Consider the following 20172-nt stretch of genomic DNA (forward strand, 5'->3'; position numbering starts at 1 on the left):
TATTCGATTTCTCGCAGGTTAATCATCGCCGCAACGAGCGGCTAGATGAGGAGTCTAGGGGAGGACAGATGCAGGCAATAATGGACGAAGAGCCGTTTCGCCAAGGCCATCTTATCGTGCGGCCCGTTCGCCCCTGGACCCAGGGCGTGCATGCTCTGCTGGCTGCCTTGCCGCCGCGTGGCTTTGATGCCGCTCCGCAGCCGGACGGATTTGACGACGTTTGGGAAAGAGTGACCTATCTGCCTGGAGTCACGGGCGACCTTGATAGCAACATCGAGATGCGCTCGGAGCAGATTCTGCAATCGGCCGCCCGATTGCTGCGCCGGTATCATCATAGTTCCGCTCTGGTCCAGCGGGATCTTGCCGCGGCCTATCTGTGGCAACTGCCGCCCCGCCTGCCGTCCGAGGTCATCTGCCACGGCGATTTCGCGCCTTATAATGTCGTCGTGAACGACGGCGAGGTGACCGGGGTCATCGATTTCGAGGCAGCCCATCCAGGTCCGCGGATTTGGGATCTGTCCTATGCGGTCTATCGCTGGGCGCCATTGTCCTCAAGCATGGCAGTGGAAAGATTGGATAGCCTTGCCAGCCAAATCCAGCGTGCGCGCATCTTCGTCGACGCCTATGGGATGCGGCTTGAGGAGCGCAGTTCCCTTCCGGCCGCCATCGTCGAGCGGCTTGAGGCATTATTGACCTTCATGGAACGGGAAGCTGCGCGCGGCATCGAGCGTTACCGCCGGAATCTGCAGGATGGGCATGACCGGATCTACAGGGAAGACATTGCCTATGTTACGAAATGGTCGCCTCAGATCGTCGCGGGGTTGACGAATTGAGGTCTCAGACGGCTTCCCTCTTGAGCGGGCGGAAGCTCATGCGATGCAGGGAGCAGGGACCGTGTTGCTCGATGCCGGCGCGATGCTGAGGCGTACCGTAGCCGGCATGGGCGGCAAAGCCATAGGCGGGGAAGACGACGCCTGCGCGTGCCATCATCCGGTCTCGCGTTACCTTGGCGACGATCGAGGCGGCTGCGATCGAGAAGGAGCGCGCATCGCCCTTGACCACGGCTTTTCCGGGGCAGGCTAGCCCAGCGGGCACATCGAGCCCGTCGGTCAGCACATAGCTTGCCGGAACCGCCAGCCCGCAAATGGCGCGCCGCATCGCATCCAGGCTTGCCTTGCGGATATCGGTCGTGTCGATGCGGGTAGCACTCGATGAGGCGATGGAGATTGTCGCCGTCGCAAGGATCTCGACGAACAGCTCCTCGCGCCTGGCGGTGGTCAACTGTTTGGAATCGTTCAGCCCATTCGGAATGCGGTCTGGATCGAGAATGACGGCGGCCGCCACGACCGGTCCTGCGAGCGGACCTCTGCCAGCCTCGTCTGCCCCGGCGACCGGCCAATGTCCGGCCCGGCGCGCGATCAGTTCCAGCTCGAAGGTCGGGACGAGCGGGATGTCCTCGAATAGCATTGGAGAATCGGGTGGTGTGCTGCGTGGCATGCGGCGAAGCTCGCACACCACCCGATCTCCTGCAAGCCCCCGGTGGATCAGGGCGGCGAACCGGGGGGCTTTTCCAGCGGGTACAGGGAAAACCCGCAAGGAATGTCAGAGCAAGGACAGCTGAACGCCGCTGCCGTCGGGCGGCACGAACAGGTCATCGCGCAATGCGATATTGCGGCGCGTGAGTTCGAGCCGGCGCGTCGCCATTTCGAAGCGGCGGCTGATCTGCCAGGCATAGGGGCCGGCGCCCTTCATGCGCTTGCCGAATTCGGCATCATAATCCTTGCCGCCGCGCATCGAGCGGATCAGCGACATCACATGGCGATAGCGGTCCGGATAGTGCTGCAGCAGCCAGTCGCGAAACAGTGGGCTCACCTCCAGCGGCAGCCGTAGGATGACATAGCTTGCCTCCAGCGCGCCGGCGGCCTTGCCGGCATCGAGAATACGTTCGATCTCGTGGTCGTTGAGCGCCGGGATGATCGGAGCCACCATGACCGAGGTGCGAATGCCGGCCTCGCTGAGCGCCTGGATCGCCTCCAGCCGCCGCGGAGGTGTCGCTGCCCGTGGTTCCATGGTGCGCGCCAGCTTCCGGTCGAGTGTCGTCACCGACAATCCCACCCGCACCAGGTTCTTGGCGGCCATTTCCTGGAGGATGTCGATATCGCGCATGATCAGCGCCGATTTGGTGACGATGGCAACCGGGTGGTTGGCCCGGTTCAGTACCTCGAGGACCTGGCGCATGATCCGCCACTCCTTCTCGATCGGCTGATAAGGGTCGGTATTGGTGCCGATGGCGATGACGCGTGGCTTGTAGCCGGGCTTTGCCAGCTCGCGCTCCAGCAGCTTGGCCGCATCCGGCTTGGCAAACAGTTTCGATTCGAAGTCCAGACCCGCAGACAGGCCCATATAGGCATGTGTCGGCCGCGCGAAGCAATAGATGCAGCCATGCTCGCAGCCGCGATAGGGATTGATGGAACGATCGAAGGGAATATCGGGGGATTCGTTGCGCGTGATCGCCGTGCGCGGCTTTTCCACCTGCACCTCGGTCTTGAAGGGCGGGAGCTCTTCCCATGTCTGCCAGCCGTCGTCGACTGTCTCACGCTGCTGCGGCTCGAACCGGCCGCTCGGATTCAATCCGGCGCCACGTCCGCGCCGGCGCTCCACGTCGATCCTGAGACCGGCGTCGGCGATCAAAGCGTTGGCAACGTCTGCCGTATTGGCAGGCGCGAATGCGGCCTGCCCTGCAAGGGACTGCTCGTTCATCGGTCGCTCCAGGGCGGTTCATGCCATCGCATGCCGCGTCTAAGATGATTAAATTCCTATCCGACAAATGAGAACATTGCAAGAACAAAATCCGGAATCATCATCTTCCGCCTCACGCATTCGAAGCGTTTGGCGATGGGCGCGCCGCGATTTCGGGGCGATGTATCACGCTTTTCTTAAACGTCAGGCCTCGAGGGTTAGGTGCTGGCAATAAATTGTGCGTCGCTCTATAAATGGGCAATGTTGACGGTCATCATCGAATGCCAGGATCACGAACCGGAGCTGGCGCAGACATTGGCGGCATTGGTGGCAGGCGCGGTCGAGGGGCTGGTCTGCGATGTCGTCGTGCTCGATCATGGTTCCAGGGACGGCACGTCGCGGGTGGCGGATGCCGCCGGATGCCGCTTCTATTCGCAATGGGATATCAAGGACATACTGCGTTCGGCACGCGGTGACTGGCTGCTGCTGGTCGAGCCCGGTGCGCGGCCGCAGGCGGGGTGGATCGACGAGATCGCGGAATATGTCTCCCTGAACAAGGCGCCGGCACGCTTCACCGCATCGCGCGGTTATCGCCGGCCTTTCCTGCAGCGCATTCGCAGAGGCATGCCGCCTTTGGAGCTGGGATTGCTCTTGTCGAAGGCGCAGGCCATCGCCGCCGCCAGAACCGGGATGCGGCTGGCCGAATTTGCCGAGGGCCGGAAGAGCCGGAGCCTTTCAAGCGAGCTCATACCCTCGTGGGTGGCGCGCGCGGCACGATAGCGCTTCGCTTCCGTTCCAGATTCCATTTGAAAAGCTGCAAATACCTGCGATAATTTTCCTGTGGCGGCACCTTACGCGTGTCGCGTCGGGCACCGACCATGAAGATGCCGATATGCGGCGGAACAGGTCAGCGGCACACTCCTTGTCCGCCGGGATACCGGCGAAAGGAGGTGCGTCATGAAACGCACGATGCTTTACCGCCTCTTGGCAATGGCTCTCATGTCAAGTGCAATTCTTTTTCCCGGCGTTGCAAACTCCCAGGCGATGCTGGTTTGCGCCCAGCGCGTCGATATCGTTGCCTTTCTTGGCGACAATCTCTCTGAAAAGCTCTCGGCGGTCGGCAAGCTTGGTGCCGATACGATCGTGGAGATCTACGCCGCCGAAAGCGGTAGCTGGACACTATTGATCAGCGACGCTTCGGGCCGGAGCTGCATCATCCTCAGTGGCGACAATTGGGAATTAGTTCCTATATTGCCGGGGCCGAAGGCATAGCAGGCTGATAATGCCTTGCCATGCGCAGGATCTACTGACAGCGCCGCGCGTCTTTCAAGACGCGCGGCGCTGCTATACTTTGAAATGCTACCTAATTTTTTGGCTTATCCCTTTCGCACAGGGTCACGCCAGTAGTTGTACAAGAGCCTTGCGGTTCCTCGGCTTCGAGACTGAAAAGCCGCGCTGAGCGGTAGGTAGACGTGCTGATCAATCAGCGCGAATCCGGCGGGGCTACCAATCCGAGGGCCAGCGTCATATCGTTGATGATCCCTAGACGCCCTTCAATCAACGCAATTTTCTCCGGCGTATCCGCACATGATGCCTCGATGTCGATAAACAGTTGCTCGCAACCGCCTGGCGTGACGGTGCCGAACATCTGGCCTGGTTCGTCGCTGATATTTCGCCAACCGTGTCGAACATGCGGCGGCAGAACTACGACGGTGCCGGGAGGCGCATCGAACTCTTCGTCACCGCATTGGAAGCGATAGAGTCCACGGATGACGCGAAAGACTTCGGTCTCCCGCGTGTGGATGTGAGGCGCTGGACCGTGTCCCGGTGGAGTGAAGGTTTCCCACATCCCGAATGCGCCGCCAGTCTCGGCGGCCGTGGCATGGATAACAACCTTTGCACCAAATGGGGTTTTTGCTACGCGCTCTTTGCCTGGCAAGGACACAACTGCATTCCGGAAGGTCGACATGGCCATCTCTGCATCGGTTGCAATCTGCGTATTGTATAGCATATCTCAAGTGTTTGGTGAGAGCTGCGAGTTCGTTTTTGGTCGGAGCGGTCTTTCATCACTGGAAGTGCCGCCTCCGGTTGCCGCGGAAGACGAACTCGTTGGCGTAGATGTCGACATGCTTGTCGCGGACGCCGTGGTAGGTCCCCTAGCTCGATCTCTTGAAGTTGGCGCACTTTGGGCGCCTGAAGCCACTTCGCCACCGGTTCTTCGCCAGATCCTCCGCATAGGCATAATCGTCTGGGAGGTCCGATGTGAACTTCTCCAGCGATGGCGGCTTGTCGTTTGCCCAGCGCGTCGGAAACAGGCTCTCACTCATCCAGCCCCTATATCGAAGCAGGGTAGACACGTCATGCGAGAACGCTAGATGGGATTAGCACCTGTGTGAACGGGATAAGTCATTAATCTTTCTCCCAACTCGATTCCGATTTGGGGAATTATGCGGTAGAGCCGCCGCGCCTCAGATGCTCGTCGAGGCGCGGCATGATCTCCACGAAATTGCAGGGCATATGGCGGTAATCGAGCTGCGCCTTGAGAATGCCATCCCAGGCGTCCTTGCAGGCGCCGGGCGATCCCGGCAGTACGAAGATGAAGGTGGCGTTGGCGACACCGCCAGTTGCCCGCGACTGGATCGTCGCCGTACCGATCTTGTCGTAGGAGATGCGATGGAAGACCTCGGAGAAGCCGTCCATGCGCTTCTCGAACAGCGGCTCCAGCGCTTCGGGAGTGACATCGCGGCCGGTGAAGCCCGTGCCGCCGGTGGTGATCACCACGTCGACCGCATCGTCCTTCGTCCAGGCTTCCACTTGCGCGCGGATGCGCTCCTTGTCGTCGGGAACGATGGCGCGGGCCGCCAGCCTATGGCCGGCTTCTGCGATGCGCGCGACCAGCGTATCGCCGGACCTGTCGTCGGCGGGCGTGCGCGTATCGGAAACGGTCAGCACGGCGATGCCGACGGGAATGAAGGATCTTTCGCTGACTGAGCCTGCCATCATGCCTCTCCCGCAATCGTTTCCGTCACCTTGAAATACCAGCCCGGCTTCTGCCTGTGAAGCGAGGCGGCGGCCTCCTCCGCCCGTTCGGTGCTTTCGAAAATCCCGAAGCAAGTAGCACCGGAGCCGGACATGCGGGTCACGATCGAATTTTGGCTTTCGATCAAGCCGGACAGCATCGAAATCTCGCTGCAGATCGAGCGTGCCGATGGTTCGAGATCGTTGCGCAGATTCCGGATCACCTCGATCCACTCGCCATATCCTTGCGGCATCTGCGATGGAAACAGCAATGGCGGATTGTCCTTGCGGGAGAGATGGCGAAATACGTCCGGCGTGGAGATGCCGACGAGCGGATTGCCGAGAACCATGGGGAAAGAGGGAAACGCCGGCAGCAAGTCTATCGCCTCGCCAATTCCGCGCGCCACCAGCGGCTTGCTGGCAAGGCACATCGGCACATCGGCGCCAAGCTTCAAGGCGATGGCCGTGACCTTCTCGTCAGGCAGCGCGAGCCGCCACAGCCGTATTAGCCCGCGCAATGTGGCGGCCGCATCCGCCGAGCCACCGCCGATACCCGATGCGATCGGCAGGTTCTTTTCAAGATGGATGTGAACGGCGGGCGCGTCGAAGCCCGCTGCGTGGGCAGCCGACCGCAGCAGATCGCGCGCCTTGAGCACGAGATTGTCGCCAGCCTCGCCATCGGCCGACAGTAGCGGGCCGAAGCGCCCGGAGAGGCTGAAGTCGTCATAATCGCCGGCGCGAAAGGCGAGGCGATCGCCATGGCGGGCAAAACTCACCAGCATATCGAGAAGATGATAGCCGTCGGCGCGGCGGCCCGTAACATGCAGTGCAAGATTGATCTTTGCGGGCGCTTCCTCCACGAGGTCGAAATCGCCCGCTGCCAAGACCGTGTTCATCGGAAGACTTAGGACTTCTTGTCGACCGGCGCCGGAGCGTTCGTGTCGGGCGAAGGCGCGGGCGCAGGGTCGGGTAGCTTGCTCTTGTCGACGGTCCTCGGATCGTTATCGAGCACGGGCAGGCCCTTCTCGACCTTTTCCTTGATCTTCGGAATATCGGCTTCTTCGGGTTTCGAGGCGAGCGCGCGGTTCCACTGATAGACAGCTTCGAGCTTGCGATTGACACGCCAATAGGCGTCGCCCAGGTGATCGTTGATCGTCGGGTCGCCGGCTTTCAGCTGCGCTGCCCGTTCCAGCTCGTTCACCGCGTCGTCGAAGCGGTTCAGGCGGAAATAGGCCCAGCCAAGGGAATCAACGATGTAGCCGTCATCCGGCTTCAGGTCGACGGCCTTCTTGATCATGTCCAGGCCCTGGTCGAGGTTCATATTCATGTCGACCCAGGAATAGCCGAGATAGTTCAGCACCTGCGGCTGATCCGGGTTGAGCTCCAGCGCCCTCTTGAAGTTCGGCTCGGCATCCGGCCACTTCTTCAGCCGCTCATAGGCGATGCCGCGCTGGAAGAACACGGCCCAATCGCTGCGCTTCGGCACCGGGCCGATGATCTGCACGGCCTTGTCGTAGTTATCGGCCATGGCCTGGAAATCCTTGGCGTCGGAAAGGACGCTTCCATAGGCGAGATAGCTACGAACGTCGTTGGGATCGGAATCGATCAATGCTTTCAGATGCTTGCGGGCATCGTCGACCTTGCCGGACTGGGCAAGCGCAAGGCCGAGCTGCAGCTCGGAAATACGGGCCATCGGCGAATCATCCGGCACCTTCTTGTAGAAGGCGACGGCGCGATCGGTCTGCTCCTGCTTTTCAGCCAGTCCGCCGAGGAGTACCAGCGTATCGGCAGCCTTCGGATCGAGCGAATTGGCAATCTGCAGGTAGAGCGAGACGACATCTTCGGCACCGTCGCGGTTCAGCGCGGCGCCGATGGTGAAGAGCACGGCAGCTGCACCCTGGCTCGCATTGGTGACCTGCTGGTCCGGCGTACCGCCCTTGGTGATGCTGTCACGCAGCGCGTTCAGCGGTGCGTAATTGCTGACAAGATTGTCGCCGACCGAGATCGCATCCAGCGCCTTCTGCTTGTCGCCGGCCTTGGCTTCGAGGCGTGCAAGCGCCATGACCGCGCGCATGAAGGTATCGGGTGCCGTTGCGCCGCCCGTCTTGTCGAGGATCGCGTCGTTGAGATGCGAGCGTGCCGATTTAAGGTCACCCAACGTCAGCGCGATGGCGCCGGCATGATAGTTCTTGAAGATGTTGAACCAATCCGGTCCCTTCATCTTGTCGATCATCGAGATCGCTTCCTTGCCGCGGCCGGATCCGGCGCGGGCCCAGGCGGAGAGCAGGTTGGTCATCATCCGGTCGAGATCGTTCGGACCGTTATATTTGAGAATTTCCTGTGCCGTCCGGTATTCGTGTCGGCGAATGGCATCCATGCCGCGCACGATCGTGGTGACGCGCTCGACCGAAGGATCGTTTTTCAACTCGTTGGCGTATTTGACGCCCTCTTCCAGATTGCCGTTGAGCAGCAGCGAGATCATCAGCCGTTGGCGGATTTCCGGATTGCCGGGGTCGATCATCAGCGCCTTTTTATAAAGCGCGATGGCGGTGTCGTAGTCGTGGTCGACATCGGCCGTGCGGGCGGCGAGAAACGCGCCTGCGAACGTATCGACGCCATCGGGATCGAAAGCAACCGGAGCGCTGGCCTCCGGCGCCGCTGCCGCCGGCTTGTCCTCCGCGCGCGCGCCAGTCAGGGCGGGCACCGAAAGGATTGCCGCCAAGGCTACGCCCGAAAGGAAACGGATGGCAAGTCTCTGCCGCATTAGAAAGCCTTTCATCAAGGAAACGGCCGGCGAAGTCGCCGGCGGCATAACGCATTCCTGTCAACTGATTCACAACAGGATGGCTTTTTTGAAGCGGCCCTGCAACAAATTCGGGTCGCCGCTATCAATTAACGCGTTCGATGCAGAAATCGATCACTTCGAGAAGTGCCGATTTCCAGGGCGTTTCCGGCATAGGCGCCAGAGCGTCGCGCGCGATGGTGCCGTAGTGCACGGCACGGGCAATTGTGTCGGCCAACGCGCCGTATTTCGTGATCAGGCCGAGGGCCTTTTCAAGATTTTCGTCGCTGTTGTTGCCGGTTTCGATGGCGTCACGCCAGAAGGCGCGTTCCTTTTCGGTGCCGCGGCGATAGGCGAGGATCACCGGCAGCGTGATCTTGCCCTCGCGGAAATCGTCGCCGACATTCTTGCCGAGATCGGCAGCCTTGCCGCCGTAGTCCAGCGCATCGTCGACGAGTTGAAAAGCGAGGCCGAGATTGGTGCCGTACGACTTCAGCGCATTGCGCTCCGCCTTGCCGGCGTTGGCGACGATCGGTCCGACTTCGGCCGCAGCGGCGAAAAGTGCGGCGGTCTTGGCGCGAATGACCGAAAGATAATCGTCTTCGGTCGTTTCCATGTTCTTGGAGACCGAGAGCTGCAGCACTTCGCCCTCGGCGATGACGCAGGCAGCCGAGGACAAGACGTCGAGCGCATCAAGCGAGCCGACTTCCACCATCATGCGGAAGGCCTGGCCGAGCAGGAAGTCGCCGACCAGAACGCTCGCCTGGTTGCCCCAGATCATGCGGGCAGTGGACTTGCCGCGGCGCAGATCGCTTTCATCGACCACATCGTCATGCAGCAGCGTGGCTGTGTGCAGGAATTCGACCGATGTCGCCAGCTTGATGTGATTGTCGCCCTGATAGCCGTAAAGTGCGGCGGAGGCGATCGTCAGCATCGGCCGCAGGCGCTTGCCGCCGGAGGAGATGAGATGCTCCGCAACCTCGGGGATCATCTGCACATCGGAGCCGGCCTTGGACAGGATGAGCTGATTGACGCGTTCCATGTCCGCCTTGGTCAGATCCACCAATGGCTTGATGGATGCCAGTTTATTCTTGCTTTCTTCCAGCGGTATCACGACGCCCAACGATCCGGACTCCTGTTCATTTTCTGCAAAGCACAATAAGAAGGGGCGAAAGAGGCGGCAAGAGGCGAATTGTCTCGTCGCGTAAATTTGACAGGAATTCTAGGGCTTATGCACGAGCTGATCCGCACCAATGACCCGGTCCTTCTCTCCTTTGCGGAGAGCCTGATGAAGGATGCCGGAATTCATTGCCTGGTGGCGGATCAGGCGATGAGCATCCTGGAGGGATCTCTCGGCATGCTGCCGCGCCGTTTTCTGGTGGAGGAAGAGCGTGCGGATCAGGCGCGGCGTATCCTGATCGATGCCGGTCTCGGCGACGAGCTGCGCCCGGCGCGGACCTGAGGTTCGCCATGACCGGCAGCCCCTCCGAAACCATCGATGCCTTTCATCGCGGCGCTTTCCACATCGTCCAGCCGAAGGGCAGGGGGCACCGCTCCGGCATGGATGCCATGCTGCTGGCGGCACTCGTGGCGGACGACCGCGCAATCAGGGTAGCCGATCTCGGCGCGGGTGCGGGGGCCGCTGGAATGGCCGTCGCGTCTCGGCTCGACCAGGCGGAGGTGGTGCTGTTCGAGCGCTCGCCCGATATGGCCGAGTTCGCTCGCAAAAGCCTGCTTCTGCCTGACAATGCGCGTTTTGCGGACCGTGTCTCGGTCATCGAAGCCGACGTTACGTTGACCGGCAAGGATCGCAACGAGGCGGGCCTGGTCGACGACAGCTTCCATCACGTCATCATGAACCCGCCCTTCAACGACGCAAGCGACAGGCTGACGCCAGATGCGTTGAAGGCCGAGGCGCATGCCATGACGGACGGGCTGTTCGAAAAATGGATCCGCACGGCAGGTGCGATCATGATCCCCGGCGGCCAGCTCTCGCTCATCGCGCGGCCGGAATCCATCGGCGAGATTATTGCCGCCTGCGGCCGCCGCTTCGGCGGTATCGAGATCACGCCGATCCATCCGCGCGAAGGCGAGAATGCCGTGCGCATCCTGGTGACGGGAATAAAGGGCTCGCGAGCGAGGCTGGCGCTGCGTGCGCCCTTGATCATGCATGGCGAGGGAACGCATAAATTTTCCGATTTCGTCGACGATCTGAATAATGGCCGCGCCGCCTATCCGCGCCGATAACCTATCGTCGCTTAGGCATCAGGGCACGAAATACGATCCGCAATGTTGCGTTTGCCGTTTCCGTGCATACATCACGGGGCAGCAAACATCATGATTCAGGGATGACGAATGGTTGAGTTCTTGAGACGCATGCTTCCGAAGCGCTTCCGCAAGGAGCAGGTGATCGTACCCGTTGTCCGCCTGAGCGGCGTCATCTCTTCCGGAGGTGGGCCTCTGCGGCAATCGCTGAACCTGGCGGGCGTGTCGCCAGCGCTTGAAAAGGCGTTTGACATGAAGACGGCGCCGGCCGTTGCCATCATCGTCAATTCGCCGGGTGGTTCTCCAGTGCAGTCGCGGATGATCTACAATCGCATTCGCGATCTTGCCGCCGAGAAAAACAAGAAGGTTCTGGTCTTCGTCGAGGACGTCGCGGCATCCGGCGGCTATATGATCGCGCTGGCAGGCGATGAGATCATTGCCGACTCCACGTCGATCGTCGGTTCCATCGGCGTCGTGTCCGGTGGCTTCGGTTTTCCGGATCTCTTGAAGAAGATCGGCATCGAGCGGCGCGTCTATACAGCCGGCGAGAACAAGGTGATCCTCGATCCGTTCCAGCCGGAGAAGGAAAAGGACATCGAATATCTGAAGAGCCTGCAGCTCGAAATCCACAAGGTCTTCATCGACATGGTGCTGGAGCGGCGGACTGGCAAGCTCTCGGCGGACGAAACGGTGTTCTCCGGTCTCTTTTGGACCGGCAATCGTGGGCTGGAGCTTGGCTTGATCGACGGCCTCGGCGACATGCGGCAAGAATTGAGGAAGCGCTTCGGCGACAAGGTCAAGCCTACGCTGGTCACCACGCCGCGCAGCCTTTTTGGCCGCAAGGCTCCGGGCATTTCGCTTGGCGGCATGGACGGCATCGGCGTGGGGCTTGCATCCGGGCTTGCCGAAGCGGCAGAGGACAAGGCATTGTGGAGCCGGTACGGATTGTAGTCGGGAGCGCTGCCTGATGCCCCAGATCATCTTCTTCATCGTCGCCGTCGGCGGCATCTGGTTCTTGTATCGGCGTTTTGTGCGGGATGCCCGGAGGCTCGCCGAAAAATCACGCCGCGCCGAAACGGAACGCCGCACCGGCGCCATGGGAACCCTGGTCAAGGATCCGAAGACGGGAGAATATCGTGTGAAGCGTGAGGATGAATAGAATGCGCCTGTCTCGGTGACGTGAGGCGCAGGGGCGTTTGCGCTGCAAAGCCTTGACCCGTTCGCCCCGCCGTGGCACCTGTCCGCCCAACTATTCGCTAGCAGAAGAAATCAATTCCCATGACTGCCAATGTGCCCGACCACATGAACCCGAAGCGCTCTTTTCAGGCGCTGATCCTGACGCTGCACAATTATTGGGCCGACAAGGGTTGCGCGGTTCTGCAGCCCTACGACATGGAAGTCGGCGCCGGCACGTTCCATCCGGCCACCACCTTGCGCTCGCTGGGTCCAAAGCCCTGGCGGGCCGCGTATGTCCAGCCGTCGCGCCGTCCGTCCGATGGTCGCTATGGCGAAAACCCGAACCGCCTGCAGCACTACTACCAATATCAGGTCATCCTGAAACCCAATCCGCCGAACCTGCAGGAACTCTATCTCGGCTCGTTGAAGGCGATCGGCCTCGATCCGCTGCTGCATGATATCCGCTTCGTCGAGGACGATTGGGAAAGCCCGACGCTCGGCGCATGGGGCCTCGGCTGGGAATGCTGGTGCGATGGCATGGAAGTCTCGCAGTTCACCTATTTCCAGCAGGTCTGCGGCATCGAATGCGCGCCCGTCGCCGGCGAGCTGACTTACGGTCTGGAGCGTCTTGCGACCTATGTCCAGGGCGTCGACAGCGTCTATGACCTGAACTTCAACGGCCTCGAAGGCGAAGACAAGATCACCTATGGCGATGTCTTTCTTCAGGCCGAGCAGGAATATTCGCGGCATAATTTCGAATATGCCAATACCGAGATGCTGCACCGCCATTTCATCGATGCGGAGAAGGAATGCCAGGCCTTGCTGGCCGCCGGCGCACCCGGTGACAGCGAAAACCATCGCCTGCACAAATGCGTCTTTCCGGCCTATGACCAGTGCATCAAGGCGAGCCATGTCTTCAACCTGCTCGATGCCCGCGGCGTCATCTCGGTAACGGAGCGTCAGAGCTACATCCTGCGCGTGCGCACACTGGCCAAGGCCTGCGGCGAGGCCTTCCTGCTGACGGATGCCGGCGGTGCCAATTGGAACCAGCAGGCCGCTTGAGCCTGAAATGCGATCGGAGCGCTTGAACGGGCGCTCCTCAAGGCCGCGGTTCGTAGAGTATCCCTTTTTCAACGTCCGGCAATTTCCCCGGGATTGGGCAATGCTAGCCCAATCTTGGCCCTCCACCGCCGTTAAAGCCGGGTGACATTACCGCCAAATCTGCCTAGTGTCCCTGTGGTTGCAGTCGCCACGGGGGATTTCAGATGCTTATTCTTCTCGCGATCATAGTGCTGGCCGCGCTCTATGTCGTCTTCGCCTATAATGGGCTCGTCCGCGCGCGCCAGGTGGCGGAGGAGGCCTGGTCCGGCATCGACGTGCAATTGAAGCGTCGCGCCGATCTGATCCCCAATCTGATCGAGACGGTCAAAGGCTATGCCGGCCATGAGCGCCAGACTTTGGAAGAGGTTGTCGAACTCCGCAACAAGGCGCAGGCCGTGCCGGCTGGGGATGTCGCTGCCCGAGGTCAAGTCGAGGGCTTGTTGTCGCAGGCACTCGGCCGCGTGATCGCGCTCGCCGAAGCCTATCCCGATCTCAAGGCCAATACGAACTTCCTCGAATTGCAGCGCTCGCTGGAGGGCTTGGAAGGCGAAATCCAGATGTCGCGCCGCTATTACAACGGCGCCGCGCGCGACCTGAACGTCAAGGTCGAGACCTTCCCGAACAATCTCATCGCCGGCCCCTTCGGCTTTGCCAAGCGGGCCTATTTCGAGATCACCAACGAAGCGGATCGCGCCGTTCCCACAGTAAAGTTCTGAGATTCCCGCTATCGGTTTTTCATGCGAGGCGGTAAAGGAAGCCGACCGACGGCCATCGGCCGCCTTCCTGACTGACCAAAGAGAATGATGATGGGTAGAGCCAAACTCACGATTATCCCGCCGGGCAAGCCTTTGACCGGACGCGCCATGCCGCCGGGATCGAAGTCGATCACCAACCGCGCACTGCTGCTGGCAGGCCTTGCCAAGGGCACGAGCCGGCTGACCGGCGCGCTGAAGAGCGACGATACCCGCTATATGGCCGAGGCGCTGCGCGCCATGGGCGTTGTCATCGACGAACCCGATGACACGACCTTCATCGTGACCGGCAGCGGCAAGCTGCAGGCGCCGGCAGCTCCTCTTTTCCTCGGCAATGCCGGAACCGCGACGCGCTTTTTGACGGCTGCCGCCGCCCTGGTCGAAGGCAAGGTCATCGTCGATGGCGATGCCCATATGCGCAAGCGGCCGATCGGCCCGCTCGTCGACGCGCTCCGCTCGCTCGGCATCGATGCCTCGACCGAAACCGGCTGCCCGCCGGTAATAGTCAACGGCACCGGCCGTTTCGAGGCCAACCGCGTGCAGATCGATGGCGGCCTGTCCAGCCAGTATGTTTCGGCGCTACTGATGATGGCCGCAGGCGGCGACCGCGCTGTTGATGTCGAGCTGCTCGGCGAACATATCGGCGCTCTGGGCTACATCGATCTCACGGTTGCGGCCATGCGTGCTTTCGGCGCCAAGGTGGAGCGCGTGAGCCCCGTCGCCTGGCGTGTCGAGCCCACCGGCTATCATGCCGCCGACTTCCTGATCGAGCCGGATGCCTCCGCCGCGACCTATCTCTGGGCGGCCGAAGTGCTTGGTGGTGGCAAGATCGATCTCGGCACGCCGGCGGAGCAGTTCTCGCAGCCGGATGCGAAGGCCTATGATCTGATCTCGAAGTTCCCGCATCTTCCGGCCGTCATCGACGGTTCGCAGATGCAGGATGCCATTCCGACGCTTGCCGTCCTTGCCGCTTTCAACGACACGCCAGTGCGTTTTGTCGGCATCGAGAACCTCCGCGTCAAGGAATGCGATCGCATCCGCGCGCTGTCGAGCGGCCTGTCGCGCATTGTTCCGAATCTCGGCACCGAAGAGGGCGACGATCTGATCGTCGCATCCGATCCCAGCCTGGCCGGCAAAATCCTGCCTGCGGAGATCGACAGTTTCGCCGATCACCGCATCGCCATGAGCTTCGCGCTGGCTGGCCTGAAGATCGGCGGCATCACTATTCTCGACCCCGACTGCGTCGCCAAGACCTTTCCGTCCTACTGGAACGTGCTGGCTTCGCTCGGTGTCGCTTACGAAGACTGACGCTTCGCCATCTCAGGGGAGGCTGAGCGCGGACATATTCCTGACGTGAAGCGGCGCCGGCAACGGCGTCGCGGCTATCCTTTTGGGGGAGTGATGACACGGCTTTGCGGGTTCTTCCTGGCTCTGTGCCTGCTGCTTTGCGCAACGATGGTAACGGCAGCCGAGCTCATCACCAGTTTCGATCAGGCGATCGCCCTGCACCATGACGGCTCCATGCGGGTCGTCGAGACGATTGCCGTGAATGCGGAGGGACGTGACATCCGCCGCGGCATCTTCCGGGATTTTCCGTTGACAATGACCGATGCCGCCGGCCGCGAGATCGAGGTGGATTTCAAGGTCGTGTCCATCGAGCGCGACGGCCAGCCGGAGGATTGGCACAGCGAGCGCATCAAGGGCGGCGAGCGCATTTACATCGGCAAGGCCGATCGAAGTCTCAATCCAGGCCCGCATACGTTCCGCATCACCTACGACACTAATCGTCAGATGCGCTATTTCGGCGATCACGACGAGCTTTATTGGAACGTCACCGGCAATGGCTGGCTGTTCCCGATCGTCAATGCCAAGGCGACCGTTACATTGCCAGATGGCGTCGAGCCTCAGCAGCTTGCCTTCTTCACCGGGCCGCTGGGCGCCAGCGGCAAGAACGCAAGCGCCAGCGCACAGGGCAATACGGTCACTTTCGTCACGACCAGGCCACTCGCCATGGCCGAAGGCCTGACGATCGCCGTCAAGCTGGCGAAGGGGGCGATCGCGCCGCCGAGCGCCAGCCAGCAATGGGGCTGGTTCCTTCGGGATCATCTCGACTCGACCATCGCCATCGGCGGGCTGATCCTGCTGTTTGCCTATTATATGCGCAGCTGGATCAGGGTGGGCCGCGATCCTGCGCCCGGCGTCATGGTTCCACGCTGGGATCCGCCTGAAGGCATCTCGCCGGCGCTGGTCAATTATATCGACAACAAGGGCTTCGCCAGTTCCCGCTGGACGGCATTCTCGGCGACGGCGATCGATCTTGCGGTGCGCGGCTATGTCATTCTCGACGACCTGAAGGGAAAAGTTGTCATTCGCCCCACGGGCAAGGCAGGCAGCGGTCTCAGCGGCGGCGACAAGGTGCTTATGCAGGCCGTCGGGCCGTTCTCACCGCTGGTCATCGACAAGGAAAACGGCGAGGCGGTGCAGCGGCTCGGCTCCAAGTTCCGCAGCGCGATCGAGCGCGATCATCGCGACGAATATTACAAGGCCAATTCGCTCTATGTCATTGTCGGCATTGCGCTGTCGATTCTCATTCTGGCCTCCATCGTCATCTTCGGGCGACTGCATGAGAATGCCCTGCCGCTCATCATCATGCCCGGCTTCCTGTCGATCTTCGTGACGATCTTTACCAGCATCATCGGACGGAGATTCCGCCGCCACGACGCCGGTCTCGCCCAGCGCATCCTTTCGGTCTTGATCTTCGCCTTTTTCGGCTTCGTCTTTGTATCGATTGCCGTCAGTGGTTTTGCCGCGGCGGTCGTGCCGCTCTGGGAAGCGGGCCTGTTGCCGCTGACGGCCGGCATTGTCGGCATTTTCGCGCTGAACGTCGTCTTCTATTTCCTGATGGGCGCGCCGACGCCGCTCGGGCGCAAGATGATGGATGGCATCGCCGGTCTCAGGCAATATCTGACGCTGGCTGAGCGCGACCGGATGAACATGCAGGGCGCGCCGCAGATGTCGCCGCAGCATTTCGAAAAGCTGCTGCCCTATGCAGTCGCGCTCGGCGTCGAAAAGCCGTGGTCCAGCGCTTTCGAGACCTGGCTTGCCACCGCTGCGGGTGCGGCCGCGGCGGCCGCCTATGCGCCGGTCTGGTATTCCGGCAACTTCAACCCGGGCAATATCGGCGGAACGATCGGTGACTTCTCCTCCTCCATGGCGTCCACCATCGCCTCGACCATTCCCGCACCCGTCTCCAGCTCCTCCTCGGCCTTTGGCGACGGGGGAGGCGGCGGTGGCGGTTCCTCCGGTGGAGGTGGCGGTGGCGGCGGTGGTGGCGGATGGTGAACAGACACCCTTCCCTTGAGGGGGGAGGTGTTCGTCCCAACGGTTCAACTTCGCTGATTTCGCCTGTCATCAGATCGGCCTGATCATCGAGCTTGACGGCAGCCAGCATGGGCAGGACACGGCAAGGCGTTACGATGCCGGGAGAACGGCCTTTCTTGAGCGCCAAGGTTATCATGTCCTCTGATTCTGGAATGCCGAGGTCATGGATGAAGGTCGAGGCTGTTCTGGATACGATATTTGCCATTGTGCAGCAGCGGCAAATTTTGCTAGCAGAGGCCGACCGTTTTCACCCCACTCCGGCACGCCGTGCCGACCCTCTCTTTCAAGGGGAGGGTGAGGAACCTTGACATGCCCGATCTCCTTCTCGAACTCCGCTCCGAGGAAATTCCCGCCCGCATGCAGCGCAAGGCCGCCGGCGATCTGAAGAAGCTGGTGACCGATGCCCTCATCGAAGCAGGTCTTTCCTATGAGGGAGCGAGGGAATATTGGACGCCGCGGCGGCTGACGCTCGATATTCGCGGCTTGACGGCGCGCTCGGCCGATGTGCGCGAGGAGCGCAAGGGGCCGCGCACCGATGCCAACGAGAAGGCGATCGAAGGCTTCCTGCGCGGCGCCGGGCTTTCTTCGATTTCCGAGGCTCAGGTGCAGAGCGATCCGAAGAAAGGCGATTTCTACGTCGCGATCATTTCCAAGCCCGGCCGTGCCGCGGAGGAAATCGTCGCTGCGGTCATGCCCGATATCATCCGCAACTTCCCCTGGCCGAAATCCATGCGCTGGGGCAAGGCATCGGCCAAACCCGGCTCGCTGCGCTGGGTGCGCCCGCTTCAGTCGATCGTCTGCACCTTCGGCACCGAGCATGAAGAAACCGCAGTCATCCCCTTCGAAATCGATGGCATCGTCGCCTCGAACGTGACCTACGGCCATCGCTTCCATGCGCCCGATGCGATCACGGTCAAGCGTTTTGAGGACTATGTCTCGAGTCTGGAAAAGGCCAAGGTCGTTCTCGATGCCGAGCGCCGCAAGGATATCATCCTGCATGATGCCCGCGACGTCGCTTTCGCCAACGGCCTCGAACTGGTGGAAGACGAGAGCCTGCTGGAAGAAGTATCCGGCCTCGTCGAATGGCCGCAGGTGCTGATGGGCTCCTTCGAGGAAGACTATCTGTCGATCCCGTCGGAAATCATCCGCCTGACCATCAAGACCAACCAGAAGTGTTTCGTCACGCGCCAGCAGGCCGGCGAGACGCTATCCAACCGTTTCATTCTCATCGCCAATATCCAGGCGACGGATGGCGGCAAGGAAATCATCCATGGCAACGGCAAGGTCGTGCGCGCCCGTCTGTCCGACGCGCTGCATTTCTGGAAGCGCGACCAGGGCGATCTGCCCGATCTCGAAACGCTGGAAGCCTCGGCCGCGAAATTCGGCCTCGATCTGAAGAAGCCGCTCGATCAGCGCATGGCAAAGCTTGACGCGCTTGATGTCACTTTCCACGCCAAGCTCGGCAGCCAGGGCGAGCGTGTTGCCCGCATCCGCGCGCTGGCCGCTGAACTCGCCAGGATTACCGGCGCCGATACCGCTCTAGTCGACCGCGCCGTCGTGCTCGCCAAGGCCGACCTGCGCACCGAAGCTGTCGGCGAATTCCCCGAGCTGCAGGGTCTCATGGGCCGCAAATACGCGTCGCTGCAAGGCGAGGATGCCTCGGTCGCTACTGCGATCGAAGATCATTACAAGCCGCAAGGTCCTTCCGACCGCGTCCCCGAGGACAAGGTCGCGATCACGGTCGCGCTTGCCGACAAGCTGGATACGCTCGTCGGCTTCTGGGCGATCGACGAGAAGCCCACAGGCTCGAAGGACCCTTATGCGCTGCGCCGCGCCGCCCTCGGTGTCGTCCGCATCCTCTTGGAGCGTGGCGTGCGCCTGCCGCTGCTCGCGACCACGAGGGATGTCGATCTGCTCGTCTTCTTCCATGATCGCCTCAAGGTCTATCTGCGCGATCTCGGCGCCCGCCATGACCTGATCGACGCCGTGCTGACGCCGGAGGCCGACGATCTCTTGATGGTCGCCCGCCGCGTCGAGGCGCTGACGGCCTTCATCACGTCAGAGGACGGCAAGAACCTGCTGGCCGGCACCAAGCGCGCCACGCAGCTTCTGGCAGCCGAGGAGAAGAAGGGCACGGTCGTTGCCGACGGCGTTTCGGAAGCCTTGCTGAAGCTCGATGCGGAAAAGGATCTCTTTGCCGCCGTCAAGTCTGCCTCCGCCGAGGCTTCCGATGCGATTGCCAAGGAAGATTTCCGCTCGGCCATGGCAGCCCTTTCCAAGCTGCGCGCACCCGTCGACCGTTTCTTCGAAGCCGTGCTCGTCAATGACGAAGACGCCGCCATCCGCGCCAATCGCCTGGCGCTGCTGCGCATGATCCGCGAAGCAACCGGCACGGTCGCCGACTTCTCGAAGATTGCGGGATAAGGCGTGGGGGCGCGATGACCGGAAAGATCCTCGTCAGCGCCTGCCTCATGGGCCACGCCGTCCGCTACGACGGCCGCTCCAAGCCACTCGTGCATCCAGCGATCGATCGCTGGCGCGAGGAGGGGCTGTTGGTCACGATCTGTCCGGAAATGTCCGCGGGCATGGCGGTTCCAAGGCCGCCGGCCGAGATTGCAGGCGGCGGAACCGGCGAAGATGTACTCGCCGGCACTGCGCGTGTGTTGGAGATTACCGGCGGCGATGTCACGCAGGAATTCCGTCAGGCGGCGGAAAATGCCCTGGCGCTTGCACGAGAAAGCGGCTGCCATTATGCCCTCCTGATTGACGGCAGCCCATCCTGCGGCTCCGGCTTCATCTATGACGGCACATTTTCCGGCGGCCGGCAGAGCGGCCGGGGCGTCACGGCGGCGCTGCTCAAGCAGGCCGGTATCGAGGTCTATTCCGATCGCGAGATAGAGAAACTGGTCGAGCGGCTGAAAGCCGCAGACTGAAGCAACAATCGCAGCTCAAAATAAA

General features: G+C 61.5%; 22 protein-coding genes. 15 read left to right on the forward strand and 7 right to left on the reverse strand.

Annotated elements, in window-relative coordinates:
• The first annotated feature begins 68 nt into the window (after positions 1-68).
• Positions 69-833, forward strand: a complete 765-nt coding sequence (locus HGP12_RS20615) for a phosphotransferase (RefSeq protein ID WP_168840870.1) — start codon at positions 69-71, stop codon at positions 831-833.
• A 4-nt stretch (positions 834-837) separates the two neighbouring features.
• Here the strand turns inward: HGP12_RS20615 and HGP12_RS20620 are convergent, their stop codons facing one another.
• Complete coding sequence (locus tag HGP12_RS20620; protein ID WP_168841099.1) at positions 838-1497, reverse strand: ribonuclease HII; 660 nt, start codon at positions 1495-1497, stop codon at positions 838-840.
• A 105-nt stretch (positions 1498-1602) separates the two neighbouring features.
• Positions 1603-2760: a PA0069 family radical SAM protein gene (locus HGP12_RS20625; RefSeq protein ID WP_168840869.1), complete on the reverse strand. Its 1158-nt coding sequence runs from the start codon at positions 2758-2760 to the stop codon at positions 1603-1605.
• Positions 2761-3000: 240 nt separating this feature from the next.
• Here HGP12_RS20625 and HGP12_RS20630 point away from each other — a divergent pair, with 240 nt between their 5' ends.
• Positions 3001-3519 (forward strand): glycosyl transferase, encoded by a 519-nt coding sequence (locus HGP12_RS20630; protein WP_168841098.1) that lies wholly within the window; start codon positions 3001-3003, stop codon positions 3517-3519.
• Positions 3520-3696: 177 nt separating this feature from the next.
• On the forward strand, positions 3697-4011 hold the full coding sequence (locus HGP12_RS20635; protein ID WP_168840868.1) for a hypothetical protein: 315 nt from the start codon (positions 3697-3699) through the stop codon (positions 4009-4011).
• Positions 4012-4222: 211 nt separating this feature from the next.
• On the opposite strand, the gene HGP12_RS20640 is transcribed toward HGP12_RS20635, so the two are convergent.
• The 5 genes from HGP12_RS20640 to HGP12_RS20660 all read right to left on the reverse strand — a co-directional run bounded on the left by HGP12_RS20640 (position 4223) and on the right by HGP12_RS20660 (position 9662).
• Positions 4223-4714 (reverse strand): cupin domain-containing protein, encoded by a 492-nt coding sequence (locus HGP12_RS20640; protein WP_168840867.1) that lies wholly within the window; start codon positions 4712-4714, stop codon positions 4223-4225.
• Between the two features lie 470 nt (positions 4715-5184).
• A complete protein-coding gene (gene moaB, locus HGP12_RS20645) occupies positions 5185-5739 on the reverse strand; it encodes a molybdenum cofactor biosynthesis protein B (protein ID WP_168841097.1) in 555 nt (184 codons plus the stop codon).
• Positions 5739-6653: a 4-(cytidine 5'-diphospho)-2-C-methyl-D-erythritol kinase gene (locus tag HGP12_RS20650; RefSeq protein ID WP_168840866.1), complete on the reverse strand. Its 915-nt coding sequence runs from the start codon at positions 6651-6653 to the stop codon at positions 5739-5741. Before HGP12_RS20650 ends, moaB begins: the two co-directional genes overlap by 1 nt.
• Before the next feature lie 8 nt (positions 6654-6661).
• Positions 6662-8521, reverse strand: a complete 1860-nt coding sequence (locus HGP12_RS20655; protein ID WP_168841096.1) for a tetratricopeptide repeat protein — start codon at positions 8519-8521, stop codon at positions 6662-6664.
• Positions 8522-8645: 124 nt separating this feature from the next.
• Positions 8646-9662: a polyprenyl synthetase family protein gene (locus HGP12_RS20660; RefSeq protein WP_168840865.1), complete on the reverse strand. Its 1017-nt coding sequence runs from the start codon at positions 9660-9662 to the stop codon at positions 8646-8648.
• Between the two features lie 108 nt (positions 9663-9770).
• On the opposite strand from HGP12_RS20660, the gene HGP12_RS20665 reads away from it, so the two are divergent.
• The 12 genes from HGP12_RS20665 (at position 9771) to HGP12_RS20720 (ending at position 20147) form a co-directional block, all read left to right on the forward strand.
• Positions 9771-10001 carry a DUF2007 domain-containing protein gene (locus HGP12_RS20665; RefSeq protein WP_168840864.1) on the forward strand — a complete coding sequence of 77 codons (231 nt, stop codon included), beginning with the start codon at positions 9771-9773 and terminating at the stop codon, positions 9999-10001.
• Positions 10002-10009: 8 nt separating this feature from the next.
• Positions 10010-10786, forward strand: a complete 777-nt coding sequence (locus tag HGP12_RS20670; RefSeq protein WP_168840863.1) for a tRNA1(Val) (adenine(37)-N6)-methyltransferase — start codon at positions 10010-10012, stop codon at positions 10784-10786.
• Between the two features lie 108 nt (positions 10787-10894).
• On the forward strand, positions 10895-11755 hold the full coding sequence (locus HGP12_RS20675; RefSeq protein WP_168840862.1) for a S49 family peptidase: 861 nt from the start codon (positions 10895-10897) through the stop codon (positions 11753-11755).
• A gap of 16 nt (positions 11756-11771) precedes the next feature.
• Positions 11772-11963 carry an NfeD family protein gene (locus tag HGP12_RS20680; RefSeq protein ID WP_168840861.1) on the forward strand — a complete coding sequence of 64 codons (192 nt, stop codon included), beginning with the start codon at positions 11772-11774 and terminating at the stop codon, positions 11961-11963.
• A 119-nt stretch (positions 11964-12082) separates the two neighbouring features.
• Positions 12083-13042, forward strand: coding sequence for a glycine--tRNA ligase subunit alpha (locus tag HGP12_RS20685; protein ID WP_106996775.1), 960 nt, complete (start codon positions 12083-12085; stop codon positions 13040-13042).
• Between the two features lie 203 nt (positions 13043-13245).
• On the forward strand, positions 13246-13797 hold the full coding sequence (locus HGP12_RS20690) for a LemA family protein (protein WP_168840860.1): 552 nt from the start codon (positions 13246-13248) through the stop codon (positions 13795-13797).
• Between the two features lie 87 nt (positions 13798-13884).
• Positions 13885-15141 carry a 3-phosphoshikimate 1-carboxyvinyltransferase gene (locus HGP12_RS20695; protein ID WP_205926570.1) on the forward strand — a complete coding sequence of 419 codons (1257 nt, stop codon included), beginning with the start codon at positions 13885-13887 and terminating at the stop codon, positions 15139-15141.
• 90 nt (positions 15142-15231) lie between these two features.
• Positions 15232-17175: a DUF2207 domain-containing protein gene (locus HGP12_RS20700; RefSeq protein WP_409526840.1), complete on the forward strand. Its 1944-nt coding sequence runs from the start codon at positions 15232-15234 to the stop codon at positions 17173-17175.
• 85 nt (positions 17176-17260) lie between these two features.
• Complete coding sequence (locus HGP12_RS34845) at positions 17261-17359, forward strand: DUF559 domain-containing protein (protein ID WP_409527228.1); 99 nt, start codon at positions 17261-17263, stop codon at positions 17357-17359.
• Entirely contained in the window at positions 17331-17522 is a 192-nt protein-coding gene (locus HGP12_RS20710) for a hypothetical protein (protein ID WP_168840857.1), read from the forward strand. The genes HGP12_RS34845 and HGP12_RS20710 overlap by 29 nt, the downstream gene beginning before the upstream one ends.
• Before the next feature lies 1 nt (position 17523).
• The gene (gene glyS, locus HGP12_RS20715; protein WP_168840856.1) at positions 17524-19638 is read left to right on the forward strand and encodes a glycine--tRNA ligase subunit beta; all 2115 of its coding nucleotides are present in this window, start codon (positions 17524-17526) and stop codon (positions 19636-19638) included.
• A 14-nt stretch (positions 19639-19652) separates the two neighbouring features.
• On the forward strand, positions 19653-20147 hold the full coding sequence (locus HGP12_RS20720) for a DUF523 domain-containing protein (RefSeq protein ID WP_168840855.1): 495 nt from the start codon (positions 19653-19655) through the stop codon (positions 20145-20147).
• Positions 20148-20172: the final 25 nt, after the last annotated feature.

It is taken from the genome of Rhizobium sp. P28RR-XV (assembly GCF_012641385.1).
GTDB lineage: Bacteria > Pseudomonadota > Alphaproteobacteria > Rhizobiales > Rhizobiaceae > Rhizobium.